We start from the raw sequence: 25,027 nt of genomic DNA, 5'->3' as shown, positions 1-25,027 counted from the left end.
CCGGAGTGGACGCATCACTGGTGTTCGGGTTGTCATGCCAATGGCACTGCCCGGTAGCTAAATGCGGAAGAGATAAGTGCTGAAAGCATCTAAGCACGAAACTTGCCCCGAGATGAGTTCTCCCTGAGACTTTAAGTCTCCTGAAGGAACGTTGAAGACGACGACGTTGATAGGCCGGATGTGTAAGCGCAGCGATGCGTTGAGCTAACCGGTACTAATGAACCGTGAGGCTTAACCTTACAACGCCGAAGATGTTTTGGCGGATTGAGAGATTTTCAGCTTAGATTCAGAGTCCGAAGGATTTTGCGCTGAGACAAGGCGGCAAGTGAAGCGACGGAAGGAACATACAAAAGTATGTGACTGACGTTCGCAGGCGCAGTCAACGCAGTATCAGCACAAAAGACACAGGACAGAGCACAAAGAATTTGCCTGGCGGCCTTAGCGCGGTGGTCCCACCTGACCCCATGCCGAACTCAGAAGTGAAACGCCGTAGCGCCGATGGTAGTGTGGGGTCTCCCCATGCGAGAGTAGGGAACTGCCAGGCATCAAATTAAGCAGTAAACTGATGTAAAAATCAGTGGTTGTAGAAAAATTCGGTGGAGCGGTAGTTCAGTTGGTTAGAATACCTGCCTGTCACGCAGGGGGTCGCGGGTTCGAGTCCCGTCCGTTCCGCCACTTATTAAGAGCCCTGAGTTAACACTCAGGGCTTTTTCTTTGCCTGCCGTTCCATTATTGCCAAATTCGCAAAAATCCTCTGCGCTTTACGCTCTTTTTCCAACTGCACCAGAAAGTCATAATCCTTTAAGTTTACAAACATACAGAATTAATGAGGAATTTTATGGCTATCCCGGCATTTGGTTTAGGTACTTTTCGTCTTAAGGACGACGTGGTTATTGCGTCCGTGAAAGCAGCTCTCGCGCTGGGCTATCGTGCTGTCGATACGGCACAAATTTATGACAATGAAGCGGCAGTAGGGCAGGCGATTGCAGAAAGCGGCATTCCACGCGGTGAGTTATACATCACCACCAAGATCTGGACTGAAAATCTGAGCAAAGACAAGCTCATTCCCAGCCTGAAAGAGAGTCTTAAAAAGCTACGTACCGATTATGTCGATCTGACGCTGATCCACTGGCCTTCGCCTAATAATGCTGTTCCGGTTGCAGAATTTATGCAGGCATTGCTGGAAGCGAAAGAGCAAGGACTCACTCGTGAAATCGGTATCTCAAACTTCACTATCCCATTGATGGAAAAAGCCATTGCCGCCGTAGGCGTTGATAATATCGCGACAAATCAGATTGAGCTGTCGCCTTATCTGCAAAACGGTAAAGTGGTTGAGTGGGCAAAACAGCACGGCATCCATATCACCTCTTACATGACCCTGGCGTATGGTAAAGCTCTGAATGATGAAGTGATTTCCCGTATTGCAGCGAAGCATAGCGCAACGCCAGCCCAGGTGATCCTGGCGTGGGCAATAGGTGAAGGCTTTTCAGTCATTCCCTCTTCCACAAAACGGGAAAACCTCGCGAGTAATCTTCAGGCGCTGAATCTGAAGCTGGATGCTGAAGATAAACACGCAATCGCCACGCTGGACTGTAACGATCGCCTGGTCAGTCCCGAGGGGTTGGCGCCACAGTGGGATTAATTCCTGATCTGTGCCTTCTCCCTTTCAGACAGCTCCTTCGGGAGCTGTTTTGATATGTTCGCTCAGAAAGTCGATGAACGCCCGAATGCGAGTACTCACCGCGCGATCGCTGTAATACACCGCGCTGAATGGCATCTCTACCGGCAAACGTTTATCGGCCATGAGCTCAATCAGCTCACCCCGCTCGATCTCCCGATCAATCATATAATCTGACAGACAGGCAATGCCGTTGCCGCTAAGGCAAAGCTGTTTAAGCGTCTCTCCGCTATTCGATGAAATACCGCATATAATTTCGTGAAGCTGACCGTCGCGACAGGCGATGGGCCAGGTATTAAGCGAGACCGGTTCGCTAAAGCCCAGGCAAAGGTGCTGCTTCAACTCTTCTACCGTCTCGGGTTTACCAAAACGCGATACATACTCTGGCGAGGCAATAATTTTACGGTAGCTGGTAAACAATGGTCGGGCGCGCAGGCTCGAATCCGTCAATGTGCCCGCGCGGATAGCCACATCCACTTTCCGTTCAATAAGATTGATAAAGGTCTCGGAAGAAACCAGAGAAAGGGTAATCTCTGGATAACGTTCACGAAACGGTTTAATCAGCGGCATCAGAAAGTGCAGAACGACTGGCGTGGCCGCGTCAATGCGCAGCAGGCCACGCGGCGTGGTTCGCGTCTCCATAATCTCGGTCTCTGCCGCAGCCATCTCCTGCAGTACGGACTGTACGCGCCGGAAGTAACGTTCGCCTTCTTCCGTCAGGCTGAGCTGACGGGTAGTACGGTTAAGGAGACTGACGCCAAGCTTCATTTCCAGTTTTTTAACGGCCCGGCTGACTGCTGAGTTTGCCTGACCAAGTTGTTCCGCTGCGCGGCTAAAGCTTCCGCTTTCCACCACTGATACAAAGATAGCAAGTTCTTCCGATGTCGCTTTCATTTTTGCCTCTGAAGCAAAATTGTATTGTTATTTTGGATATTTTTGTTATTAAACCATCCCGGCATACTGCGTGTCATCTGAATAGTGATGAACTGGAGTAATTTATGCCTCTCGCGTTATTCGCGCTAACAATAAGCGCATTTGCTATTGGTACCACCGAGTTTGTGATTGTAGGGCTGGTGCCGACCATTGCCGAACAGTTATCTGTCTCCCTTCCTTCGGCGGGGATGCTGGTTTCTATCTATGCGCTGGGTGTTGCTATTGGCGCGCCAGTGCTGACCGCGTTGACAGGGCGCTTACCGCGTAAGCAGCTCCTGGTCGCGCTGATGGTATTGTTCACGGCGGGTAATCTGTTGGCCTGGCAGGCGCCGGGTTACACGACCCTTATTATTGCCCGGCTACTTACCGGATTGGCTCATGGGGTATTTTTCTCCGTTGGCTCCACCATCGCGACCAGTCTGGTGCCAAAAGAGAAAGCGGCATCCGCCATTGCCATTATGTTTGGTGGGCTGACAGTGGCTCTGGTCACTGGCGTGCCGCTGGGGACGTTTATCGGTCAACAGGTTGGCTGGCGTGAAACGTTTCTGGTGGTTTCCCTGTTAGGCGTTATCGCACTGATCGGCAGCCAGCTATTGATTCCGGCGAACATACCCGGACGCGCCGCGGCATCCCTCCGCGATCAACTGCGCGTATTAACGCATCCACGTTTGCTGCTTATTTATGCCATTACCGCGCTCGGGTATGGCGGCGTCTTTACCGCGTTTACTTTTCTCACGCCGATGATGCAGGAGCTTGCGGGTTTCTCACCCTCAGCGGTGAGCTGGATCTTACTGGGATATGGCGTATCCGTGGCGGTGGGGAATATCTGGGGCGGCAGACTGGCAGATAAGCATGGTGCGGTACCCGCGCTAAAATTTATCTTTGCGGCGTTGTTTCTCCTGCTGATGGTGTTTCAGTTCACGGCCACCCTGCACTACGCTGCGCTGGCAACGATACTGGTGATGGGGATTTTCGCGTTTGGCAATGTTCCGGGACTGCAGGTCTATGTCGTGCAAAAGGCTGAGCAGTTTACCCCAAATGCGGTTGATGTCGCGTCGGGGCTGAATATTGCCGCCTTTAATATTGGCATTGCGCTGGGATCGGTGATTGGCGGGCAGACGGTTGAGCATGTTGGGCTGGCGCAGACGCCGTGGATCGGCGCGCTGATTGTTTTGGGCGCTTTTTTATTGCTTGGCGTCAGTGGCCGAATGGACAAGCCGCAACGCGTGGTAGCACTGGGGTAAGTGGCTTAAGTCAGCGCTTACTTACAAACAAACAGTAATTGGTCGTTGAAAGTGTGAGCTAAAATCCCTATAACAGAAGAACCAGTCCGACACCGGACTGGTTGACGTTACAGAGGTTTGAAAGTTAAAAGTGCGAAAAAACACCTATGCCATGCGCTACGTTGCCGGACAACCCGCTGAGCGGATATTGCCGCCCGGGTCGTTTTCGAGCATCGGCCAGGCATTACCCGCCGGGGCGCCGTTAAGCAGTGAAGATCGGATACGCATCCTGGTGTGGAACATATTCAAGCAGCAGCGGGCCGAATGGCTGTCGGTGCTGAAAAATTTCGGTAAAGACGCGCATTTGGTGTTATTACAGGAAGCACAGACCACGCCGGAGCTGGTCCAGTTTGCGACCGCTAACTATCTGGCGGCCGATCAGGTTCCGGCGTTTGTGTTGCCGCAGCACCCGTCCGGGGTGATGACGCTGTCAGCCGCGCATCCGGTTTATTGTTGTCCTCTTCGCGAGCGTGAGCCGATACTGCGTCTCGCCAAGTCTGCACTGGTCACGGTCTATCCGTTACCGGATACGCGACTGCTGATGGTCGTGAATATACACGCAGTGAACTTTAGTCTGGGGGTTGATGTGTACAGTAAGCAGTTACTTCCCATCGGCGACCAGATAGCGCATCACAGTGGTCCGGTGATTATGGCCGGTGATTTTAACGCCTGGAGCCGACGTCGTATGAATGCGCTGTATCGCTTTGCGCGTGAGATGTCCCTGCGGCAGGTTCGCTTTACTGACGATCAGCGCCGTCGGGCGTTTGGTCGTCCTCTCGATTTTGTCTTTTACCGTGGTCTGAACGTCAGCGAGGCTTCCGTACTGGTGACGCGCGCTTCCGATCACAATCCGCTACTCGTCGAATTCAGTCCCGGCAAACCTGATCAATAAGGTGAGTCAGGTCTGCCGTTGGGGCAGACCTGTCGCGGTGCTGCCCTTTATCTTGTCAACAACGAAAGGACAGCACAATGACATCCCACTCCCACCACGATAACGTTGAAAAACAGTTTGGCTCTCAGGCCAGCGCTTATTTAACCAGCGCGGTACATGCCTCCGGACGCGACTTACAGCGTCTGGCAGCACGCTTGTTCTCTTTGCCGCAGGCCCGCTTGCTGGACATGGGGTGTGGCGCCGGCCATGCCAGCTTCGTCGCGGCGCAGAACGTCAAAGAGGTGGTGGCGTATGATTTATCCTCTCAGATGCTCGATGTTGTCGCTCACGCCGCAAACGAGAAGGGGTTTAGCAATATCACTACCCGTCAGGGTTATGCCGAAACCTTGCCATTTGAAGACGGCGTTTTTGACGTGGTTATCAGCCGATACTCCGCACATCACTGGCATGATGTCGGACGGGCGTTGCGGGAAGTGAATCGGGTACTGAAGCCGGGCGGGGTATTGATCGTGATGGATGTTATGTCCCCAGGACATCCGGTACGGGATATCTGGTTACAGACCGTTGAAGCGTTGCGGGACACCTCCCACGTGCGTAATTATTCTGCTGGCGAGTGGCTGTCGTTGATCAGCGAGGCGAGTTTCGTGGCCGACTCGTTATTGACCGATCGTCTGTCGCTGGAATTCCATTCATGGGTTACGAGAATGCGAACTCCCGCAGCGCTGGTGGAGGCGATCCGTATTTATCAGGAGAGTGCCTCGGCAGAAGTAAAAGCTTACTTCGACTTACAGGGCGACGGTTCATTCTGCAGCGACACGATAATGGTTGAAGCCCACAAAGCGGCATAAATAAAAAAGGCACTGGGGGGAATCCAGTGCCTTTATTTTTATTACCGCCTTCAGGAGTCCGGCGTAGCGTTGTTTTTCACAAACAACGTCAGCTGATCACCCGGCTGCAGATTTGCCGTATCGCTGTTCCAGCGCATCACATCTTTGATGTTTACGCCGTGACGTTTGGCAATGCTCGACAGCGAATCGCCTTTCCGCACGCGATAGGTAATGCTGTCGCTGTTATTGGCCAGTCGCTGTGCACTGCTGCCAGCGCCGATCGTCAGGCTTTGGCCCACTTTCAACGATGATCCGCGCAGTTTATTCCACTGCTGCAAATCTCTGGTGCTCACGCCGAGACGTGAAGCAATGCCGGAAAGTGTATCGCCTGAACGAACGGTATAGCTACGACTGTTCAGCGGCGTGTTATCGGCCACCAACGTAGACTGCACGGCGGCAATCTCGCCGGAAGCCAGCGACTCACGCAGTTGCTCTGCATGCTTCTTTGGCACCATCACATACTGTGGACCGCTAACGCCCAACGTGGAGCCTTTCACTCCCGCGTTAAAGGTCTTCAGCTTGCTGACGGAAATCCCCGCCATGTCTGCAACCTGCGCCATTTCAACCGGACTGCTCAAACGTACACGCGCCAATGCCCGGCTTTCGTCCGGGGTAGGCAGACTCACGCCGTAACGTTTACTGTTCTTAAGAATATCGCTCAAGGCCAGCATCTTAGGCACATACAGCTTCGTTTCACGCGGCAACGGCAACGACCAGAAGTCGGTGGATTTCCCACGCGCCTTGTTCGCTTTGATTGCCTTCATGACCCGACCTTCGCCGCTGTTATACGCCGCTACGGTCAGTAACCAGTCGCCATCAAACATCTTGTTCAGACGCTGCATCATGTCGAGCGCTGCGGTTGTGGAGGCCACAAGATCGCGACGCGCATCATAATTGCGGGTCTGTTTTAAACCGTAATTGCGTCCCGTGCTCGGAATGATCTGCCAGATACCTGCGGCATTGGCGCCAGACGTTGCGTGAGGATCAAAAGCGCTCTCCACTATGGGTAGTAGTACCAGTTCCATCGGCATGTTACGTTTCTTAACCTGCCCGGCTATCCAGTACATATACGGCTCTGCCCGTAAAGTTACATCGTGGAGATAGCTCTTATTGCGTAAATACTTTTGTTTCTGTTCGCGAATCCGGTCATTCTCCGGAATTCCCATCTTTAGCTCGTCGCCAATGAAAGCCCACAAGTCTTGATCCTGCGCGAGGGACGTCCCATCGTCCATCCATCGCGCCTGACTCGTAAACTTTCCTGCTTCCCCTTGACCAGCTGCAGAAAGGCTCTGTGCGTGCTGTTGGACATTGCCTGCGTTTTGAGACGACTGGCAACCCACGAGCAGGACAGAGGCGAGTAATATCGCTTTTGCCTTCATGTGTGTGTCAATAGTTGCTTAAAAGACGACCGATCATAACGGCGAAGTTTTGAAAAGGCAACCCGGAATTGTCAGAAGGTGTCTTTCTTTGACCTTAACCATGCAAAACGCTGTTCAGGGTGTTGCAATATTGTTTCTTTGTTAATTTCACTAATTAAATCAGGATCTTCTGTTCGCAGAAAAATATTATTTAGCCGCTCATTTTTCAGAATTACGGGTAGTGTCATTTGTTTTTTTACCCGTAACTCATTAACTTTACGATAATAATCATTTATGAACGAATCGTGCGGAAGAATGCTTAAAGCAAACTTAAGATTTGCTAACGTATACTCATGAGCACAGCAAACAAGCGTATCATCAGGAAGTGCGGTTATTTTTTTAAGGGATTGATACATCTGGCTGGCAGTCCCTTCAAATAGCCGTCCGCAACCGCCCGAGAAAAGCGTGTCGCCGCAAAAAAGGTAAGGATGACTAAAGTAACAGATATGTCCTAAAGTGTGACCCGGGGTCGCGAATACGCTAAATTCATGTCCCAAAATGGGCACGGAATCGCCCTCTTTGACGATATGCGTAGCGCCTTTATTTTGTGTTTCTGCCGGTCCGTATACCACCAGGTGTGGAAAGTTTTGCGCCAGTTCTTTTACCCCGCCAACGTGATCGTTATGGTGATGCGTCAATAAAATGGCTTCGGGTTGCCAATGATTCTCGGCAATGGCGTGCAGGACTGGCGCGGCGTCGCCCGGATCGACAATCAGGCAACGACCTTCGTCATCACTCAGAACCCAGATGTAGTTGTCCTCAAACGCCGGAATACTGTTAAGATTCATTTATTACCTCTCTATGCGTAACGGATGGTTGTGATGAAACCGGCAAGGAACCCTCAGACAGTTGTAGCACCCGATCGCTGGGGCGATTTGCCCTGGGGCGAGTACTATCGTGAGGCGCTGGAACAACAGCTTAATCCGTGGTTCGCTAAAATGTATGGATTTCACCTGCTTAAGGTGGGCAATTTAAGCGCAGAAATCAACACAGAAGCCTGCGCGGTGTCTCATCAGGTCAATGTGTCGACCAAAGGCTCGCCTGTCCAGGTTCAGGCCGATCCGCTACATCTTCCTTTCGCCCCGAAATCGGTCGATGTCTGCCTGTTGGCGCACGCGCTCCCCTGGTGCGACGATCCTCACCGTCTACTGCGCGAAGCCGATCGTGTACTGATTGATGATGGCTGGCTGGTGCTCAGCGGTTTTAACCCGGTGAGCCTGATGGGGCTGCGTAAGCTGGTGCCGGTGCTGCGTAAGTCACCTCCTTACAATAGCCGAATGTTTACGCTGATGCGCCAGTTGGACTGGCTGTCCTTGTTGAATTTTGAGGTGATGTATTACAGCCGCTTTCATGTGCTGCCGTGGAAAAAGAACGGCGGAAAAATGCTGAGCGCGCATCTTCCTGCATTGGGCTGTATGCAGACGATTGTGGCGCGTAAGCGCACGATTCCGCTTACGCTTAACCCAATGAAACAGAGCAAAACCAAAGCGCGAATTCCCCAGGCCGTGGGCGCCACCCGGCAATTTCGCAAACCGGACGCTTAAGCTTCTTCTGTCTGATAACCGACATCTTCCCGGGTTGGGTTCATGGCTGCTGCGCGCGCCAGCTCGTCGCAGCGTTCGTTTTCCGGATGGCCTGCGTGGCCTTTTACCCATTCCCATTTTATTTGATGCTGGCCGAGCGCTGCATCAAGCCGTTTCCACAAATCGACATTTTTTACCGGCTTTTTCTCTGCCGTTTTCCAGCCGCGTTTTTTCCAGTTGTGGATCCATTGAGTAATCCCCTGGCGCACGTACTGGCTGTCGGTGCTTAAAATGACTTCACAATGTTCTTTGAGCGCCTCCAGCGCAACGATCGCCGCCATGAGCTCCATGCGGTTGTTGGTGGTGAGGGTATAACCTTCACTAAAGGTTTTCTCGCGTCCGCGATAGCGTAAAATCGCCCCATAACCTCCCGGACCGGGATTACCCAGGCAGGAGCCATCGGTGAAAATTTCTACCTGTTTAAGCATCTCTGGTAGACTTCCTGTAATTGAATCGAACCCTAAAACGACAAGTCTGACATAAATGACCGCTATGAGCACTGCAATTACACGACAGATCGTCCTCGATACCGAAACCACCGGTATGAACCAGATTGGCGCGCACTACGAGGGGCACAAGATCATTGAGATCGGCGCGGTGGAAGTCATCAACCGGCGTCTGACGGGCAATAACTTTCATATCTATCTTAAGCCTGACCGGCTGGTGGACCCGGAAGCGTTCGGCGTTCACGGAATTGCGGATGAGTTTCTGCTGGATAAGCCAACCTTTGCCGAAGTGGCCGATGAGTTTCTCGACTATATCCGTGGCGCAGAGCTGGTGATTCATAACGCGTCGTTTGATATCGGCTTTATGGATTACGAGTTCGCGAAGCTCAATCGCGATATCCCTAAAACCAACACCTTCTGTAAAGTTACCGACAGTCTGGCGCTGGCAAGAAAGATGTTCCCCGGCAAGCGCAACAGCCTTGATGCGTTATGTTCGCGTTATGAGATCGATAACAGCAAACGTACGCTTCACGGCGCATTGCTCGATGCCCAGATCCTGGCCGACGTTTATCTGGCGATGACGGGCGGACAAACGTCGATGACTTTTGCCATGGAAGGGGAAACTCAGCAGCAACAGGGTGAAGAGACAATCCAGCGTCTTGTGCGTCAGGCTCGCAAACTACGGGTTGTTTTTGCCTCTGATGAGGAGGTCGCCGCCCATGAATCGCGTCTTGACCTGGTTGAGAAAAAGGGCGGAAGCTGCCTTTGGCGGGCGTAAGTCAGGCCGTTAATGATGTAAAAATCGCCGTCCGGGTGAAATTTAGAGCAAACGATTAAAAACATGAGAAAAAGCGTTGACGAGGTGCATACCAATCCGTAATATGCGCTTCGTTCCCAAGTGGAACACAACGCGGAGCGGTAGTTCAGTTGGTTAGAATACCTGCCTGTCACGCAGGGGGTCGCGGGTTCGAGTCCCGTCCGTTCCGCCACTATTCAGAAAGCCTGAATCAGCAATGATTCAGGCTTTCGTCGTTTTTTGCATGGCTTCAACATCTCACCCTAAAGTCGGAACGACATAATATAATCCTTCATACTTCAGAAAAGATAACATATCGAGGGCTCTTGGTATTTTTCGTAATGTTATTTTTAATGTCAGCTATAGTGGCCAGATATATTGATTTTTTATTTAAGTCCGTTGTGTTTGTTTTTGGATGTATGTGCACAATATTCAAGCAAAAAATACCTGTCTGCGCACTGTTCAAATTGATAAGACGGATCATCGTTCTTCATTATTAATACTCATAATTAGCAGGTGTTATCATTGGTTTGGCTAGGCATATACTCATTTAGAGTTCTCTTTTCTTTGGGCTTGTTGTATGACTTTTCTGGCCTTGTATCCCTGAGATAATGGAGCAAATAAATCTATTATTACATATGCCAAGCATAAGACCCCAATGGAAAATAAGATATTTTGTAAAGTGTGTCCATGCTCTTCACTGAGGCGTATATATGAATGAAAAACCAATATAAATGTCAGAATATACATGAATAAGGAGCGAAAGAAACGACGTGCAAGTTCAGAAACTGTCTCATAAAGTGAGGTTGAATATTTTTGTGAGAGTTTCTTTAATTTGTTTACTTGTTTTTTTGAAAAATTATTTTCATACATTATTTTGATTAATTCATCTTCATTCATTTTAATTTTCTCTATATCAAAAACATTATACAGAAGTCAGAATATGTTATGATTACATGTCATTACAACTAATAATCATTAAAAGGGATAAGCGGTTGAGGAGGGGGTTCAGGCATCGGCTCAGGTAAAGAAAAATAGGTTTGAGTTCCGGAATATAATGTTGCCGCATCAGGGAATATTTCAGCAGACAATTCCAGAGCACTCATCGTTCGGAAACCCATCTCATAATCTGAGGGGATATAACGAAATAGTCTACAGGCGTCTGGTACTAACTTGGTTCCGAATAACGCAACTGCGGATAAACCTAGATCGATTCCAGCGAAGGCTAACTTTCCATAAGTTCTGTCAAAACCTAATATATTGGCGACCTCACCATATATATATGTCATAGGTCCTGTTGCATTGTTATCTCCAAAAAATAAACTGCGTCCATTTTCCCATACATTGGTAATTCCATGCAAAAAGAGCATAGCGCCGACGGCTGAACCGACGACTGTTGGGGAACCTGCAAGCATAAGGAAACCTCCAGATACCATCTGAATTATTCCACCGATTAAACCAATGCTTTTCACGATATATGATAATACGCCATTTATGATTCTTACTTCAACTAATGCTGCTGGTTTTACCTGTTTAGATTGCAACCAGATTATCTGTTTCTCAAGATATTCTTGTTCCTGTTGCAAATAATTCAAAGCCAGATTTTTTTCTCCATGCGATCCATTGCCATTAATACATTCGAGTTGGGCTTCTATAAATGCTTCTACATTTGTCACAAAATCATATCGTACTTTATCATGTTTGATAAAACCAGAAGCTGTGATAGTCAGTTTTTTCAAAGCCTCAGCTTCATACTCTCCTTGTGATTTAATAAAGACACTTATAGCATTATCTTTATCATTTCCACTTTGAATGTTTTTATTCATATAAAATTCTCTTTGCTTTTTATTTGATAAATTTATAGGTTTTTCTCTTTTAATATGAAATAGTAATAAGATGGTTGTTTATATCGTACATACTTTACATCATGCTGGTCACTGCCATAGTACAGCCCCATAAGTGCAACAAACCGATGGGATTCTTTTTTTCTTTTTATCTGCTTACCACAGATTTTTTTATCCTTATTTCATCAGCGAATCCGGGATACAATACCAGTTCTTGAACGGTATGTAACTACATAACTCCTGCATTTGGTTATTAGTTGTAATAAATTCATAAATTGTATAATTAGACTATTTGCTTTTTGATAATAGATAATATTAGAATGATGAATATATCTAAAAGTTGTATGAAAAGCATCTTCAGTATCTATCTTTGAATTGCCTGGTGTAAGCTAGATTCTTCCAGGCTGTTGTGGTATGCATCGGGCTGTAGATATATTTACTTTTTAGTTTGAGTGCCAGGGAGTATATGATTTCACTACGTTTTATCCCTAAGTTGTTTAAGTATGAAGGCGTCTGCCATGTAAGTGATTCAGGTTATTTTATTACTCTATTTTCGGGGTGGACTCCAGCCTCTATATAGTAGGTTCTGGCCATTTGAAAAACTATTAGATTATTGGTGTGAAATAATATGCTTAATATGGTTACTAAAAATGCGTCCTTCCTAATCCTGCTGTACAGGCTGGTAGTGATGTCTTTTTTTATGCTTTGTCATTGAATGACGACAATGTATATTTTCTGTATATACATTCAAAGAGGTCAAACATACGCATTGGTCAAATATAAAGATTTCACCAGTTGCGCAGGGGATCGATAAAATAGTGCTTGTAGGTGTAATTCATTTCTTTATAAAATGCGTCAGAAGGCGATGCCGGACGTGAAATGATTCAGGCTTTCGTCGTTTTTGCATGGCTTCAACATCTCTTACCATAACGTAAACCCGTCCGCGTCCTGCCAGGCGGGAAACTTTTCCCGATATTCCTTCAGTGCGCTCAGCGACAGGTCTGCGTCGATCCGTGTCGCCTGGTGGGTGTCCGCGGTCGCAATGATTTCGCCCTGAGGATTGATTACCCGACTGTCGCCTCGGTAGTGATGTCCATTGCCGTCGGTGCCGACGCGATTACATCCCGCCACGTAAGCCTGGTTTTCGATAGCGCGCGCCGCCAGCAGTGTCTGCCAGTGCAGCGAACGGGGAGCGGGCCAGTTGGCGACGTACAGCGCCAGATCGTAGTCGTTTCGGTTACGCGACCACACCGGAAAGCGCAGGTCATAGCAAATCAGCGGCAGGATCCGCCAGCCGCGCCAGTCGACCACTTTTCGGGTGTCACCCGGCTGATAATATTTATGCTCGTCCGCCATGCGAAACAAATGACGCTTATCGTAAAAGTGTACCGTTCCTTCGGGCTCAACCAGCAAAAAGCGGTTTACCGCTCCTGTCTCGCCTGGCAGGGCTACGCTACCGGCAATCATCGCATTTGTTTGTCGCGCCTTGCCTCGCATCCAGTCAATCACGTCTTCCTGAGAAAGCGCGCTGCTGGCGGCCTCCATGGCAAAGCCTGTGGTAAACATCTCCGGCAAAACGATCAGATCGCGTCCGCTCATAAGCTCAAGCTGCAGGTCAAAATGACGTAAATTAGCGGGACCATCCATCCACACCAGCGATTGTTGCAGCAGCGTAATTTTCAGGGCAGGCATGGTCGATACTCCTTTTTGAACAGCATCCAAACACTGTAGCACGAGGTTTCAGGAAACGGGGGCAATAAAAAGCCCTGCCGGAGCAGGGCTAAACGATGAGGCGAAAGCGTTATGCCGCTTCGACTTTACGCGTCTTCTCCGGCAGCTTTACCGGCTGTGTCGCCAGCGCATCGGCATCGAAATCATCCACGTTGATGCTGCGCAGACGGCTCTCTTCGGCTCTGACCAGAATGGCGGCTTCATCTTTGTCGATCAAGCCTTTCGCCAGCGCGTTCTGCGCCAGTTCGTCCAGACGGGTAAACGGCAGGTTTTTGCCAATCTCTTTACAGATCCGCTGGTGGATTGGTTCGGCGGCAATGATGTCACGCAATGCTGCTTCCAGCAGGCCTACCGGATTATGCTCACTCGGCGTCAGGTACTGGCCGCGGCCAATACGGTCGCGCGTCGCGTTTGGCACCTGGAGGATTTTCGCCACTTTATGATCCAGCTTATCCGATGGCGCCAGATAGTGACGACCGGTCGGGAAGATCACCACGTTCAGCAGACCGGCAACCAGACGATTTGGGAAGTTTTGCAACAGATCGTCAATGGCCTGCTCTGCCTGATACAACGCATCCTGAACCCCCCAGTGAACCAGCGGCAGGTCAGCCTCATGACGGCCTTCATCGTCATACCGCTTCAGCACCGCCGAGGCCAGATACAGCTGGCTCAATACATCCCCCAGACGCGCGGAGATACGCTCGCGACGCTTCAGGCTACCACCCAGCACCGCCATAGAAACATCGGACAGCAGCGCCAGGTTTGCGCTCAGACGGTTAAGATGCTGGTAGTAACGTTTGGTTGCGTCGCTGGTTGGCGAGGCGCTGGTAAGGCCGCGCGTCAGACCCAGCCAGAAACTGCGAACTTTATTACTGCCGACGTGACCGATATGTTTAAACAACAGCTTATCGAATGCGTTAACGTCGTTGTTCTGCGCGGCGGCCATTTCCTCCAGTACATACGGATGGCAGCGTATCGCGCCCTGACCAAAGATCATCATGCTGCGGGTCAGGATATTCGCGCCTTCAACGGTAATCGCGATTGGCGCGCCCTGATAGGCGCGGGCAAGGAAGTTGCCTTCGCCCAGCATAATGCCTTTACCGCCAGTAATATCCATCGCGTCGATGATTGACTGCTGACCGCGATGCGTACAGTGGTACTTCACAATGGCCGACAGGACAGCCGGTTTCTCACCGAGCATAATGCCATAGGTAATCAGCGACGCCGCTGCGTCCATCACGTAGGCGTTACCGGCAATGCGCGCTAACGGTTCTTCAATACCCTCCATCTTACCGATAGAGATTTTAAACTGACGACGGATATGGGCATAAGCGCCGGTCGCCATGGCAACGGACTTCAGTCCTCCCGTCGAGTTTGACGGCAGGGTGATCCCACGGCCGACCGAGAGGCATTCGACCAGCATACGCCAACCCTGACCGGCCATTTTCGGCCCGCCAATGATGTAATCGATCGGCACAAAGACATCTTTGCCGCGCGTTGGACCGTTCTGGAACGGCACGTTCAGCGGGAAGTGGCGGCGACCAATTTCTACGCCAGGCGTCGAGGTGGGGATCAACGCGCAGGTAATGCCGAGCTCTTCTTCACCACCCAGCAGTTTTTCCGGGTCAGACAGCTTAAACGCCAGCCCCAGTACGGTGGCGATCGGCGCGAGCGTGATGTAACGCTTGTTCCAGGTCAGGCGCATCCCCAGCACCTGCTGACCCTGCCATTCACCCATACAGACGATACCGGTGTCCGGAATGGCTCCCGCATCGGAACCCGCTTCCGGGCTGGTCAGCGCAAAGCAGGGAATTTCCTGACCGCGGGCCAGGCGAGGCAGATAGTGGTCTTTCTGCTCCTGGGTACCATAATGTTGCAGCAGTTCCCCGGGGCCTAATGAGTTGGGTACGCCAACGGTAATCGCCAGAATCCCGGAAACGCCGGACAGTTTTTGCAACACGCGCGACTGGGCGTAGGCAGAAAATTCCAGACCGCCGTACTCTTTTTTGATGATCATCGCGAAGAAGCGATGTTCTTTCAGGAAGGCCCATAATTCGGGCGGCAGATCCGCCAGCTCATGCGTGATCTGGAAATCGTTCGCCATGCGGCACGCTTCTTCTACCGGACCGTCAATAAACGCTTGTTCTTCTGCGGTCAGGCGCGGCTGCGGGTAATTGTGCAGTTTTTTCCAGTCCGGTTTCCCCTGGAACAGATCGCCTTCCCACCAGGTGGTCCCGGCATCGATGGCTTCTTTTTCGGTGCGCGACATTGGCGGCATGACCTTACGGAAGCCGCGGAACACCGGCGCGGAAATCATCGACTTGCGCATTGGCGTCACGTTAAACGGCACCAGAATAATGGCCAGAGGCACCAACAGCCAGATGTTCCACAGTCCGGCCACACCGAGTGCTGCCGTCCATACGAGCAGGATCAGGCTGCTAAGGAATAAGCTCACGCGGTGATAAAACAGCGCGCCGAGCAAAACAATCGTAGCGAGAATACTCAAAATCATCATAACGAAAAGCTCCCTTGCTTGTAGGAGGTCTGACCACTTGTGATGATTAGGTTGTAGTGGATGTAAATTCTTTTAGCAATGTGTTTACAAAATAATTACAACAAAGCTCACATTGTTGCCGTTTGTCGCGGCACGAAAAATCAAAAGGGCGGGGGATGAGCGAGGCTTGTGCTTCTCGCTTCCGGTGCTATCCGGTACACTGCATTCTGTCATTTACATTCATGCTGAAGGATATCCTCATGTACCAGGATCTTATTCGTAACGAACTGAACGAAGCGGCGGAAACGCTGGCTAACTTTTTAAAAGATGACGCCAACATTCACGCCATTCAGCGCGCGGCGGTCCTGCTGGCAGACAGTTTTAAGGCGGGTGGTAAGGTGCTTTCCTGCGGCAACGGCGGCTCCCACTGCGACGCTATGCACTTTGCGGAAGAACTGACCGGCCGTTACCGTGAAAACCGTCCGGGCTATCCGGCGATTGCCATTTCTGACGTCAGCCACATTTCCTGCGTCAGCAACGATTTTGGCTACGACTACGTCTTTTCTCGTTACGTCGAAGCCGTGGGGCGCGAAGGCGATGTACTGTTAGGCATCTCCACGTCCGGCAATTCCGGCAACGTGATCAAAGCCATCGCCGCAGCGCGCGAAAAGGGCATGAAAGTGATCACCCTGACTGGCAAAGACGGCGGCAAAATGGCGGGAACGGCCGATATCGAAATTCGCGTGCCGCATTTTGGCTATGCCGATCGTATTCAGGAAATCCACATTAAAGTGATCCATATCCTGATCCAACTGATCGAAAAAGAGATGGTTAAGTAAGGCTTCGCTGGGGGGCAAACTGGTCCCCCGCTGTTGTGGAGGTGATATATGTGCGAACTGCTCGGGATGAGCGCCAATGTGCCCACCGACATTTGCTTTAGTTTTACCGGGCTGGTACAGCGTGGGGGCGGCACCGGACCGCATAAAGACGGCTGGGGTATCACCTTTTATGAAGGCAAAGGCTGTCGCACATTTAAAGATCCCCAGCCCAGCTTTAACTCCCCCATCGCCAGACTGGTACAGGAGTATCCGATAAAATCCTGCTCGGTGATAGCCCATATTCGTCAGGCGAATCGCGGCGAAGTGGCGCTGGAGAACACCCATCCTTTTACCCGCGAGCTGTGGGGGCGTAACTGGACGTATGCCCATAACGGGCAGCTTAGCGGTTATAAATCTCTCGAAACCGGCAACTTCCGTCCGGTTGGCGAAACAGACAGTGAAAAGGCGTTTTGCTGGATGCTGCATAAGCTCACCCTGCGTTACCCACGCACGCCGGGCAACATGGCCTCGGTGTTTAAATATATCGCGACGCTGGCGGGGGTGCTGCGGGAAAAAGGCGTGTTCAATATGCTGCTGTCAGACGGACGCTATGTGATGGCGTTCTGCTCAACGAATCTGTACTGGATCACGCGTCGGGCGCCGTTTGGCGTCGCTACGCTGCTGGATCAGGATGTGGAAATTGACTTCAGCTCGCAGACCACACCTAACGATGTGGTCTCGGTGATCGCCACTCAACCGCTGACGGGCAATGAAACCTGGCAAAAGATCATGCCAGGCGAGTGGGCGTTATTTTGTCTCGGGGAGCGTATAGTTTGACGCCAGCTGCGGGTGAACCACCTCGTGGCTCAACGGCTTGCTGACCACATAGCGGCCATCGACAACGGAAACGGTCGGTGGCTTGCGGGTCTGCTCAAAGTAGTCGTAGCCTGGCTTTAATTGCGCCCAGAACGACTTGTAATAAGAGTACTTGTGACGCTGCATATTGGCGTCGGTCATGCGGAACGGGTAGATGCTGACCTGAACGCTCGGCTGGCCAAACACCAGCGCGCCGGTGACGAACTGGAAAATCTCGTCAATCCCGCTGTCGGTCATGGCGTAACAGCCAACGGACACGCAGGCACCGTGAATCATCAGATACTTGCCCTCATAACCGTGTGCGCGGTCATAGGCGTTAGGAAAGCCAATGTTAATGGCTTTATAGAAACGGCTGTCCGGTTTGAGCTGGCTACGCTGAACGCTGTAAAAACCTTCCGGGCTTTTGAAATCTCCCTGGCGCTGTTTAGGGCCTAAACCGCCGGAGTAATTACAAATCTTATAGCTGTCGAGCAACTGGTACTGTTCGCCCATCTTAACGTAGAGATCAAGCGTGCGCTCTTCTTTAAAGATCTGAATATAGACAGGCGAACCCATCAACTGCTGCTTATACTCTTTGCTGATCGGCGTCGTGGAGCTATTGCTACTCAGCAAACCGGCGAATGACACGCACGGGATCAAAAGCATCGCAATAAACAATGCGATTTTACGCATACTGCTTGTTCCTTGATAAAACGGTTACACATGCCAGAACGGCAAATATCAGTACCCAAAATCGGACGAATCTGGATTTTAAGCGCTCACATTAGCACCACGGCAGTTTTTCGCAAGCCCCGCGTGTTGTGTTTACACTTTACGCTAAAACGAATTAAGACATTTCTTTAATTGCATCTCTTTTGACACCACATTATGGGTTCTTCATTGACTTCTCATTCCCTAAAAATACTGTATACTTAAACAGTGTGTGGGAGGGGGCGATGCGTAAAATCATACATGTTGATATGGACTGTTTTTTCGCCGCGGTTGAAATGCGCGACAACCCCGCGCTGCGCGATATTCCCATCGCCATTGGCGGCAGCCGGGAGCGGCGTGGCGTGATCAGCACCGCCAATTACCCGGCGCGAAAGTTTGGCGTGCGCAGCGCGATGCCCACCGGAATGGCGTTAAAGTTATGCCCGCACCTCACCTTATTACCCGGTCGTTTCGATGCGTATAAAGAAGCGTCAGAACATATCCGCGAAATTTTCTCCCGCTACACCTCGCGCATTGAACCCCTCTCGCTGGACGAGGCCTATCTTGACGTCACCGACAGCACCCACTGTCATGGTTCCGCGACGCTTATCGCTCAGGAAATTCGCCAGACCATTTTTAACGAACTGCGGTTGACCGCCTCTGCGGGCGTCGCACCGGTAAAATTTCTGGCAAAAATCGCTTCTGATCTGAACAAACCAAACGGGCAGTACGTGATCACGCCAGCAGACGTTCCGGCGTTTCTCGAAACGTTGCCGCTGGAAAAAATCCCCGGCGTGGGAAAAGTCTCTGCGGCAAAACTGGAAAGTATGGGACTGCGTACCTGCGGCGATATTCAGCATTTTGACCTGGCGACGCTGTTAAAACGCTTTGGCAAATTCGGACGCATTATCTGGGAGCGCAGTCAGGGAATTGACGAGCGGGACGTCAACAGCGAACGCCTGCGAAAATCCGTGGGTGTCGAACGGACGATGGCGGAAGATATTCATCACTGGTCGGAATGCGAGGCGATCATCGAGCGCTTATACCCCGAGCTTGAACGCCGTCTGGCAAAGGTCAAACCGGATTTATTAATCGCCCGTCAGGGGGTGAAATTAAAATTTAATGATTTTCAGCAAACCACCCAGGAACACGTCTGGCCGCGGTTGAACAAAGACGATTTACTTTCTACCGCGCGTAAAACCTGGGACGAAAGACGGGGAGGGCGAGGCGTTCGCCTGGTGGGATTACACGTTACGCTGCTTGACCCGCAGCTGGAGCGGCAGTTACTGCTGGGGTTATAGACTACCGGATGGCGTAGCGCCATCCGGTATGGATTACCGACTTATTTTGCCGGGATCGCTTTCAGCAGTTCCGTCAGCAGCGTCCAGTAATGACCCACGCTTTCGATATGAACCTGCTCATCCGGCGAGTGCGGACCGGTAATGGTTGGCCCGATGGAAACCATGTCCATGTCCGGGTACGGTTTTTTGAACAGACCGCATTCCAGACCTGCGTGGATGATCTGAATGTTCGGCGTCTTGTTGAACAGACGCTGATAGGTTTCCCGCACCAGGTGCATCACCGGCGAGTTAGCATCCGGTTGCCAGCCCGGGTAGCCGCCTTTCGCTTCGGTTTTCGCACCTGCCAGCTTGCCGAGAGAATCCAGCATACTCACCACGTAGTCTTTACCGCTGTCGATCAGCGAACGGATCAGGCAGTGAATTTCTACGTTGTCGTCAGTCATGGTGACCACGCCCACGTTTAACGACGTTTCCACCACGCCTTTGGCGACGTCAGAATTGCGGATCACGCCGTTCGGGGTCGCGTTCAGCAGACGAATAAAGCTGTCGCGAGACTGCGCGGTCAGCGCCGCTTTCTCGTTGGTCGTCGTCTCCAGCAGAACCACGAGATTTTTCTCTTTCTCTGCCAGTTCGTTTTTCAGGATAGCCTGGTAAGTATTGACCCGCGCTTTCAGCGTCTCGACCTTGTCAGCCGCAACCGCAACGGTGGCAAACGCTTCGCGCGGAATCGCGTTACGCAGGGTGCCGCCATTAAAGTCGACCAGACGCAGATCCAGCTCTTGCGCATGACCGGCGAGGAAGCGCACCAGCAGCTTGTTGGCGTTACCGAGGCCAACGTGGATTTCGCCGCCGGAGTGGCCGCCCTTCAACCCTTTCAGGGTCAGCTTAACGCACTGGAAGCCCGCCGGAACGGCTTCGCGCTCAAGCTTCAGGTTAGAGGTAAAATCAATCCCCCCTGCGCAGCCCATGTAGATCTCACCCTCTTCTTCAGAGTCGGTATTGATCAGAATGTCCGCCTGCAGCCAGTTGGCCTGCAGACCAAACGCGCCGTCCATTCCGGCTTCTTCGGTCATGGTCAGCAGCACTTCCAGCGGTCCGTGGACTACGCTGTCATCGGCTAAAACCGCCAGCGCAGAGGCCATACCAATGCCGTTGTCTGCCCCCAGAGTGGTGCCGCGCGCTTTTACCCACTCGCCGTCGATATAGGGCTGAATAGGATCTTTGGTGAAATCGTGTACGGTGTCGTTATTTTTCTGCGGCACCATGTCGAGGTGCGCCTGCAGCACGACCGGCTTGCGGTTTTCCATGCCTGCGGTCGCGGGCTTGCGAATCAGGATATTACCGACCTGGTCGCGCTCTACGTGGAAACCTTTCTCTTTCGCCCAGCCAACAATGTGCTCAGCGAGCTGTTCTTCATGATAGGACGGATGCGGAATGGAGCAGATTTTGGCAAAAATATCCCACAGCGGTTGTGGTGATAACTGAGACAGTTCAGACACGTTGAGTCTCCTCATCGGTGTACGGCAAACAGGCTTGTCGCACACAGGGTTAGCAGGTTAATCATTACCACAAGTCAGGCTTGCGCAATGCGGTTGAGAATACCACTTTCTTTGTCGGCGGGTAGTATAAAGCACGTAAAAAGAGGGGCGGATACCGCGAAACACTGGTTTTTGCTGCGTCAGATCTCTATAATCTCGCGCAACCTATTTCCCCCTCGAACACTTTTTAAGCCGTAGATAAACAGGCTGGGACACTTCACATGAGCGAAAAATACGTCGTCACCTGGGACATGTTGCAGATTCACGCACGCAAACTGGCAGCTCGCCTGATGCCTTCAGAACAGTGGAAAGGCATTATTGCCGTTAGCCGTGGTGGTCTGGTACCGGGCGCATTACTGGCGCGTGAATTGGGTATTCGTCATGTCGATACCGTTTGCATCTCCAGCTACGATCACGACAACCAGCGCGAACTGAAAGTGCTCAAGCGCGCGGAAGGCGACGGTGAAGGCTTTATCGTCATCGACGATCTGGTCGATACCGGTGGAACCGCGGTGGCTATCCGCGAAATGTATCCGAAAGCCCACTTCGTCACGATCTTTGCCAAACCGGCAGGCCGTCCGTTGGTGGACGACTATGTTATTGATATCCCGCAGGATACCTGGATTGAGCAGCCATGGGACATGGGCGTGGTCTTCGTTCCGCCGATTTCTGGTCGCTAATCTCCGCACGTTTCAACGCCTGGCAATGCCGGGCGTTGTTCTCTTTACGCCATGACAGGTTACAATAAGCCTCAGTAAGTATTTAAGGAGGCTGCACGCATGTCACAGGCTAACCTCAGTGAAACCCTGTTCAAACCCCGCTTTAAACATCCTGAAACGTCGACCCTGGTTCGTCGGTTCAATGCCGGTACGCAGTCGCCGGTGCAATCCACGCTGGACGGTAAAAACGTTCCCCACTGGTACCGTATGATTAACCGCCTGATGTGGATCTGGCGCGGCGTGGACCCGTGGGAAATCCTCGACGTGCAGGCGCGCATCGTCATGAGCGAAGCCGAGCGCACCGACGCTGAACTGTACGATACGGTGGTTGGCTACCGCGGCGGCAACTGGATTTATGAATGGTCGAAACAGGCGATGGACTGGCAGCAGAAAGCCTGTCAGGAGCAGGATGCTGAACGCAGCGGTCGCCACTGGCTGCATGCGTCCACGCTGTATAATATTGCCGCCTACCCACATCTGAAAGGCGACGAGCTGGCTGAGCAGGCGCAGGCGTTGGCTAACCGGGCTTATGAAGAGGCGGCGCAGCGGTTGCCCGGTACGCTGCGTGAAATGGAGTTCGCTATTCCCGGCGGTTCGCCCGTGACCGGCTTTTTACATATGCCGAAAGGCGACGGGCCGTTCCCGACCGTACTGATGTGCGGCGGCCTCGACGCCATGCAAACTGATTATTACACCTTGTATGAGCGTTACTTCGCCCCGCGCGGCATCGCCATGCTGACGCTGGATATGCCGTCGGTAGGGTTCTCGTCGAAGTGGAAACTCACTCAGGATTCCAGCCTGTTACATCAGCATGTGCTGAAAGCGTTGCCTAACATACCGTGGGTGGACCACACCCGCGTGGCGGCGTTTGGTTTCCGCTTTGGCGCGAACGTGGCGGTGCGCCTCGCTTATCTTGAGTCGCCGCGTCTGAAAGCGGTAGCCTGTCTCGGCCCGGTTGTACACGCGTTGCTTAGCGACGTGCAACGCCAGCGCGCCGTACCGGAAATGTATCTTGACGTGCTGGCGAGCCGGCTGGGGATGCACGACGCCTCCGACGACGCGCTGTGCGTTGAGCTTAATCGCTACTCGCTGAAGGTGCAGGGACTGCTCGGCAGACGCTGCCCGACGCCCATGCTGTCGGGCTTCTGGAAGAACGATCCGTTCAGTCCGGAGGAAGAGTCGCGTTTAATCACCTCTTCATCCGCCGATGGTAAACTTTTAGAGATACCGTTTAACCCGGTGTATCGCAATTTTGACAAAGCGCTCCAGGAAATCACGCACTGGATTGAAAAGAGATTGTGTTAATAATTTGCTAAATTCTACTGTTTTGGTAAAACAGTTGCTTCATAACAGGAGATCGCAATGACGTTACCGAGTGGACACCCGAAGAGCAGGTTGATTAAGAAGTTTACCGCGCTAGGCCCTTACATCCGTGAAGGCAAGTGCGAAGATAATCGATTCTTTTTCGATTGCCTGGCAGTTTGCGTCAACGTGAAGCCTGCGCCTGAGCTGCGCGAATTCTGGGGCTGGTGGATGGAACTGGAAGCACAGGAAAATCGCTTCACTTACAGTTACCAGTTTGGTCTGTTTGACAAAGCGGGGGACTGGAAGGCGGTTCCGATTAAGGATACCGAAGTGGTTGAGCGACTGGAATATACCCTGCGAGAATTTCACGAGAAGCTGCGTGAGTTATTGAACTCACTACAGCTTTCGCTGGAACCTGCTGACGATTTCGCCGATGAACCGGTGAAGTTAAGCGCATAAAGCGAAAAATGCCGGATGCGCGAAACGCCATCCGGCAATGTATCATCAGAACTGATAAGTCATACCCAGCGCAACGATGTCATCGCTGCTCACGCCCAGCTTATTGTCGTCATCGATCTGGTTGATTTTGTAATCAACAAAGGCGGACATGTTTTTATTGAAATAGTACGTCATGCCGACATCGATATATTTCACGATATCTTCATCACCAACGCCTTCAATATCTTTGCCTTTGGACTGCACGTAGCCCAGAGACGGACGCAGACCAAAGTCGAACTGATACTGCGCAACGGCTTCGAAGTTCTGCGCTTTATTGGCAAAACCGCCGGAGATTGGCGCCATGTTGCGGGTTTCAGAATAAATAGTGGCCAGGTAAATATCGTTACCATCATATTTCAGACCGGTCGCCCAGCCTTCTGCATTTTGCCCCTGGCCGCGCGCCTGCTGATTCTGCTCATTGGTACGGTCAGAGTTGGCGTATGCGCCGATAATCGCGAAGTCGCTGCCGCCGAAGTCATAGCTCAGTGAAGTGCCGAAGCCGTCACCGTTCTGTTTCTTCACGTCGCGATTTTCGTTTTTGCCCTGATATTGCAGGGTCATATTCAGGCCGTCGATCATCCCGAAGAAGTCGGTGTTGCGGTAAGTGGCCAGGCCGCTGGCGCGCTTGGTCATGAAGTTATCGGTTTGCGCCAGGCCGTCACCGCCGAATTCCGGGAACATGTCGGTCCAGGCGGCGACGTCATACAGCGCGCCGAGGTTACGACCGTAGTCAAACGAGCCATACTCACCAAATTTAAGACCGGCAAATGCCAGACGCGTCTTTTGACCGCTCTCACTTTCGGTTTTATTGCCGGCGAATTCAGCTTCCCAGCGACCGTAACCGGTCAACTGATCGTTGATCTGCGTTTCGCCTTTAAAGCCAAAACGGATATAGGTCTGGTCGCCGTCTTTTGCATTATCATCGCTGAAATAGTGCATCGCTTTCACTTTGCCATACACATCCAGTTTATTACCGTTCTTGTTATACACTTCTGCTGCCTGCACGGATGCCGATGCAACAATTCCCATCACCACTAATGCCAGAGTGCTCTTTTTCATTTTCAGTCCTGATTTATCTAACGCGCAACTATTCATTGGGAGTGTCCCCGTGAAAAAAACAGGATGGTTTTTATCGTTCTGCAATGAAAGTTTTATGACAAAGTCAGAATAATTTTAAAAAAGAGGTTTTATTTATCACGGTAATAAAACCGTCAAACTTTGCCGCTACGCTTGCTGATCCTGCGCAACAAAATTTCATGCTTTGTGCGCTGCTTGTTGGCAACCGGGGCCAGTCCTG

23 protein-coding genes, 2 tRNA genes and 2 rRNA genes are annotated in these 25,027 nt (G+C 51.5%); 16 read left to right on the top strand and 11 right to left on the bottom strand.

The window, feature by feature from the left end; translation table 11 throughout:
- The 4 genes from OOJ60_RS16455 to dkgB all read left to right on the top strand — a co-directional run.
- Positions 1-239 (top strand): 23S ribosomal RNA (locus OOJ60_RS16455); the annotation flags it as partial.
- 189 nt (positions 240-428) lie between these two features.
- A 5S ribosomal RNA gene (gene rrf, locus OOJ60_RS16450) occupies positions 429-544 on the top strand.
- Between the two features lie 54 nt (positions 545-598).
- Positions 599-675, top strand: a tRNA-Asp gene (locus OOJ60_RS16445).
- A gap of 163 nt (positions 676-838) precedes the next feature.
- A complete protein-coding gene (gene dkgB / locus OOJ60_RS16440; protein WP_205612924.1) occupies positions 839-1,642 on the top strand; it encodes a 2,5-didehydrogluconate reductase DkgB in 804 nt (267 codons plus the stop codon).
- 24 nt (positions 1,643-1,666) lie between these two features.
- On the opposite strand, the gene yafC is transcribed toward dkgB, so the two are convergent.
- Positions 1,667-2,572 carry a DNA-binding transcriptional regulator YafC gene (gene yafC, locus OOJ60_RS16435; RefSeq protein WP_181821932.1) on the bottom strand — a complete coding sequence of 302 codons (906 nt, stop codon included), beginning with the start codon at positions 2,570-2,572 and terminating at the stop codon, positions 1,667-1,669.
- A 104-nt stretch (positions 2,573-2,676) separates the two neighbouring features.
- On the opposite strand from yafC, the gene OOJ60_RS16430 reads away from it, so the two are divergent.
- From OOJ60_RS16430 to OOJ60_RS16420, 3 genes are all read left to right on the top strand, one after another.
- Positions 2,677-3,855, top strand: coding sequence for an MFS transporter (locus OOJ60_RS16430; RefSeq protein ID WP_205612923.1), 1,179 nt, complete (start codon positions 2,677-2,679; stop codon positions 3,853-3,855).
- Between the two features lie 130 nt (positions 3,856-3,985).
- A complete protein-coding gene (locus tag OOJ60_RS16425) occupies positions 3,986-4,786 on the top strand; it encodes an endonuclease/exonuclease/phosphatase family protein (protein ID WP_042286179.1) in 801 nt (266 codons plus the stop codon).
- Between the two features lie 77 nt (positions 4,787-4,863).
- Entirely contained in the window at positions 4,864-5,634 is a 771-nt protein-coding gene (locus tag OOJ60_RS16420) for a class I SAM-dependent methyltransferase (protein ID WP_060571103.1), read from the top strand.
- Between the two features lie 50 nt (positions 5,635-5,684).
- On the opposite strand, the gene mltD is transcribed toward OOJ60_RS16420, so the two are convergent.
- Both mltD and gloB read right to left on the bottom strand, forming a co-directional pair.
- Positions 5,685-7,052 (bottom strand): murein transglycosylase D, encoded by a 1,368-nt coding sequence (gene mltD / locus OOJ60_RS16415; protein WP_042286177.1) that lies wholly within the window; start codon positions 7,050-7,052, stop codon positions 5,685-5,687.
- A gap of 71 nt (positions 7,053-7,123) precedes the next feature.
- Positions 7,124-7,879: a hydroxyacylglutathione hydrolase gene (gene gloB, locus OOJ60_RS16410; RefSeq protein WP_205612922.1), complete on the bottom strand. Its 756-nt coding sequence runs from the start codon at positions 7,877-7,879 to the stop codon at positions 7,124-7,126.
- Between the two features lie 33 nt (positions 7,880-7,912).
- Between gloB and OOJ60_RS16405 the strand changes: the two genes are divergently transcribed.
- Positions 7,913-8,635, top strand: coding sequence for a class I SAM-dependent methyltransferase (locus tag OOJ60_RS16405; protein WP_205612920.1), 723 nt, complete (start codon positions 7,913-7,915; stop codon positions 8,633-8,635).
- Here the strand turns inward: OOJ60_RS16405 and rnhA are convergent.
- On the bottom strand, positions 8,632-9,102 hold the full coding sequence (rnhA, locus tag OOJ60_RS16400) for a ribonuclease HI (RefSeq protein WP_042286171.1): 471 nt from the start codon (positions 9,100-9,102) through the stop codon (positions 8,632-8,634). The genes OOJ60_RS16405 and rnhA overlap by 4 nt on opposite strands.
- A 64-nt stretch (positions 9,103-9,166) precedes the next feature.
- Between rnhA and dnaQ the strand changes: the two genes are divergently transcribed.
- Positions 9,167-9,898, top strand: coding sequence for a DNA polymerase III subunit epsilon (gene dnaQ, locus OOJ60_RS16395; protein ID WP_082636886.1), 732 nt, complete (start codon positions 9,167-9,169; stop codon positions 9,896-9,898).
- A 134-nt stretch (positions 9,899-10,032) separates the two neighbouring features.
- Positions 10,033-10,109: transfer RNA gene (locus tag OOJ60_RS16390), tRNA-Asp, on the top strand.
- Positions 10,110-10,462: 353 nt separating this feature from the next.
- On the opposite strand, the gene OOJ60_RS16385 is transcribed toward OOJ60_RS16390, so the two are convergent.
- The 4 genes from OOJ60_RS16385 to fadE form a co-directional block, all read right to left on the bottom strand.
- The gene (locus tag OOJ60_RS16385) at positions 10,463-10,816 is read right to left on the bottom strand and encodes a hypothetical protein (protein WP_205612918.1); all 354 of its coding nucleotides are present in this window, start codon (positions 10,814-10,816) and stop codon (positions 10,463-10,465) included.
- Positions 10,817-10,884: 68 nt separating this feature from the next.
- Positions 10,885-11,742 carry a DUF4225 domain-containing protein gene (locus OOJ60_RS16380; RefSeq protein WP_205612916.1) on the bottom strand — a complete coding sequence of 286 codons (858 nt, stop codon included), beginning with the start codon at positions 11,740-11,742 and terminating at the stop codon, positions 10,885-10,887.
- Positions 11,743-12,681: 939 nt separating this feature from the next.
- Positions 12,682-13,452 (bottom strand): amidohydrolase, encoded by a 771-nt coding sequence (locus OOJ60_RS16375; protein ID WP_205612915.1) that lies wholly within the window; start codon positions 13,450-13,452, stop codon positions 12,682-12,684.
- A gap of 109 nt (positions 13,453-13,561) precedes the next feature.
- Positions 13,562-16,006 carry an acyl-CoA dehydrogenase FadE gene (fadE, locus tag OOJ60_RS16370; RefSeq protein WP_205612914.1) on the bottom strand — a complete coding sequence of 815 codons (2,445 nt, stop codon included), beginning with the start codon at positions 16,004-16,006 and terminating at the stop codon, positions 13,562-13,564.
- A 239-nt stretch (positions 16,007-16,245) separates the two neighbouring features.
- On the opposite strand from fadE, the gene lpcA reads away from it, so the two are divergent.
- Both lpcA and OOJ60_RS16360 read left to right on the top strand, forming a co-directional pair.
- Complete coding sequence (gene lpcA, locus OOJ60_RS16365) at positions 16,246-16,824, top strand: D-sedoheptulose 7-phosphate isomerase (protein ID WP_028017728.1); 579 nt, start codon at positions 16,246-16,248, stop codon at positions 16,822-16,824.
- A 48-nt stretch (positions 16,825-16,872) separates the two neighbouring features.
- Entirely contained in the window at positions 16,873-17,640 is a 768-nt protein-coding gene (locus OOJ60_RS16360; RefSeq protein ID WP_181821925.1) for a class II glutamine amidotransferase, read from the top strand.
- Here OOJ60_RS16360 and dpaA read toward each other — a convergent pair.
- The gene (dpaA, locus tag OOJ60_RS16355; protein ID WP_042286159.1) at positions 17,611-18,351 is read right to left on the bottom strand and encodes a peptidoglycan meso-diaminopimelic acid protein amidase; all 741 of its coding nucleotides are present in this window, start codon (positions 18,349-18,351) and stop codon (positions 17,611-17,613) included. The genes OOJ60_RS16360 and dpaA overlap by 30 nt on opposite strands.
- 263 nt (positions 18,352-18,614) lie before the next feature.
- Between dpaA and dinB the strand changes: the two genes are divergently transcribed.
- Positions 18,615-19,670 (top strand): DNA polymerase IV, encoded by a 1,056-nt coding sequence (dinB, locus tag OOJ60_RS16350; RefSeq protein ID WP_042286158.1) that lies wholly within the window; start codon positions 18,615-18,617, stop codon positions 19,668-19,670.
- 41 nt (positions 19,671-19,711) lie between these two features.
- On the opposite strand, the gene pepD is transcribed toward dinB, so the two are convergent.
- Positions 19,712-21,169 carry a cytosol nonspecific dipeptidase gene (gene pepD, locus OOJ60_RS16345; RefSeq protein ID WP_205612913.1) on the bottom strand — a complete coding sequence of 486 codons (1,458 nt, stop codon included), beginning with the start codon at positions 21,167-21,169 and terminating at the stop codon, positions 19,712-19,714.
- A gap of 260 nt (positions 21,170-21,429) precedes the next feature.
- Between pepD and gpt the strand changes: the two genes are divergently transcribed.
- The 3 genes from gpt to crl all read left to right on the top strand — a co-directional run bounded on the left by gpt (position 21,430) and on the right by crl (position 23,691).
- On the top strand, positions 21,430-21,888 hold the full coding sequence (gpt, locus tag OOJ60_RS16340) for a xanthine phosphoribosyltransferase (RefSeq protein ID WP_003863205.1): 459 nt from the start codon (positions 21,430-21,432) through the stop codon (positions 21,886-21,888).
- A gap of 99 nt (positions 21,889-21,987) precedes the next feature.
- Positions 21,988-23,232 (top strand): esterase FrsA, encoded by a 1,245-nt coding sequence (gene frsA, locus OOJ60_RS16335; RefSeq protein ID WP_042286154.1) that lies wholly within the window; start codon positions 21,988-21,990, stop codon positions 23,230-23,232.
- Between the two features lie 57 nt (positions 23,233-23,289).
- Positions 23,290-23,691 (top strand): sigma factor-binding protein Crl, encoded by a 402-nt coding sequence (gene crl / locus OOJ60_RS16330; protein WP_042286152.1) that lies wholly within the window; start codon positions 23,290-23,292, stop codon positions 23,689-23,691.
- 45 nt (positions 23,692-23,736) lie between these two features.
- Here crl and phoE read toward each other — a convergent pair whose 3' ends face one another.
- The gene (phoE, locus tag OOJ60_RS16325) at positions 23,737-24,789 is read right to left on the bottom strand and encodes a phosphoporin PhoE (RefSeq protein ID WP_060571109.1); all 1,053 of its coding nucleotides are present in this window, start codon (positions 24,787-24,789) and stop codon (positions 23,737-23,739) included.
- Between the last annotated feature and the right edge of the window lie 238 nt (positions 24,790-25,027).

The sequence above is a fragment of the Citrobacter sp. R4 genome (assembly GCF_026719175.1).
Taxonomy (GTDB): Bacteria; Pseudomonadota; Gammaproteobacteria; order Enterobacterales; family Enterobacteriaceae; genus Citrobacter_A; species Citrobacter_A sedlakii.
Note: the sequence above shows the minus strand (reverse complement) of the source record. Positions and strands in the feature narration are given on the sequence as shown.

Coding starts and splice junctions, on each gene's coding strand:
- dkgB (WP_205612924.1), top strand. CDS start 839: ATGGCTATCCCGGCATTTGGTTTAGGTACTTTTCGTCTTAAGGACGAC.
- yafC (WP_181821932.1), bottom strand. CDS start 2,572: ATGAAAGCGACATCGGAAGAACTTGCTATCTTTGTATCAGTGGTGGAA.
- OOJ60_RS16430 (WP_205612923.1), top strand. CDS start 2,677: ATGCCTCTCGCGTTATTCGCGCTAACAATAAGCGCATTTGCTATTGGT.
- OOJ60_RS16420 (WP_060571103.1), top strand. CDS start 4,864: ATGACATCCCACTCCCACCACGATAACGTTGAAAAACAGTTTGGCTCT.
- mltD (WP_042286177.1), bottom strand. CDS start 7,052: ATGAAGGCAAAAGCGATATTACTCGCCTCTGTCCTGCTCGTGGGTTGC.
- gloB (WP_205612922.1), bottom strand. CDS start 7,879: ATGAATCTTAACAGTATTCCGGCGTTTGAGGACAACTACATCTGGGTT.
- OOJ60_RS16405 (WP_205612920.1), top strand. CDS start 7,913: ATGAAACCGGCAAGGAACCCTCAGACAGTTGTAGCACCCGATCGCTGG.
- rnhA (WP_042286171.1), bottom strand. CDS start 9,102: ATGCTTAAACAGGTAGAAATTTTCACCGATGGCTCCTGCCTGGGTAAT.
- dnaQ (WP_082636886.1), top strand. CDS start 9,167: ATGAGCACTGCAATTACACGACAGATCGTCCTCGATACCGAAACCACC.
- OOJ60_RS16385 (WP_205612918.1), bottom strand. CDS start 10,816: ATGAATGAAGATGAATTAATCAAAATAATGTATGAAAATAATTTTTCA.
- OOJ60_RS16380 (WP_205612916.1), bottom strand. CDS start 11,742: ATGAATAAAAACATTCAAAGTGGAAATGATAAAGATAATGCTATAAGT.
- OOJ60_RS16375 (WP_205612915.1), bottom strand. CDS start 13,452: ATGCCTGCCCTGAAAATTACGCTGCTGCAACAATCGCTGGTGTGGATG.
- fadE (WP_205612914.1), bottom strand. CDS start 16,006: ATGATGATTTTGAGTATTCTCGCTACGATTGTTTTGCTCGGCGCGCTG.
- lpcA (WP_028017728.1), top strand. CDS start 16,246: ATGTACCAGGATCTTATTCGTAACGAACTGAACGAAGCGGCGGAAACG.
- OOJ60_RS16360 (WP_181821925.1), top strand. CDS start 16,873: ATGTGCGAACTGCTCGGGATGAGCGCCAATGTGCCCACCGACATTTGC.
- dpaA (WP_042286159.1), bottom strand. CDS start 18,351: ATGCGTAAAATCGCATTGTTTATTGCGATGCTTTTGATCCCGTGCGTG.
- dinB (WP_042286158.1), top strand. CDS start 18,615: ATGCGTAAAATCATACATGTTGATATGGACTGTTTTTTCGCCGCGGTT.
- gpt (WP_003863205.1), top strand. CDS start 21,430: ATGAGCGAAAAATACGTCGTCACCTGGGACATGTTGCAGATTCACGCA.
- frsA (WP_042286154.1), top strand. CDS start 21,988: ATGTCACAGGCTAACCTCAGTGAAACCCTGTTCAAACCCCGCTTTAAA.
- crl (WP_042286152.1), top strand. CDS start 23,290: ATGACGTTACCGAGTGGACACCCGAAGAGCAGGTTGATTAAGAAGTTT.
- phoE (WP_060571109.1), bottom strand. CDS start 24,789: ATGAAAAAGAGCACTCTGGCATTAGTGGTGATGGGAATTGTTGCATCG.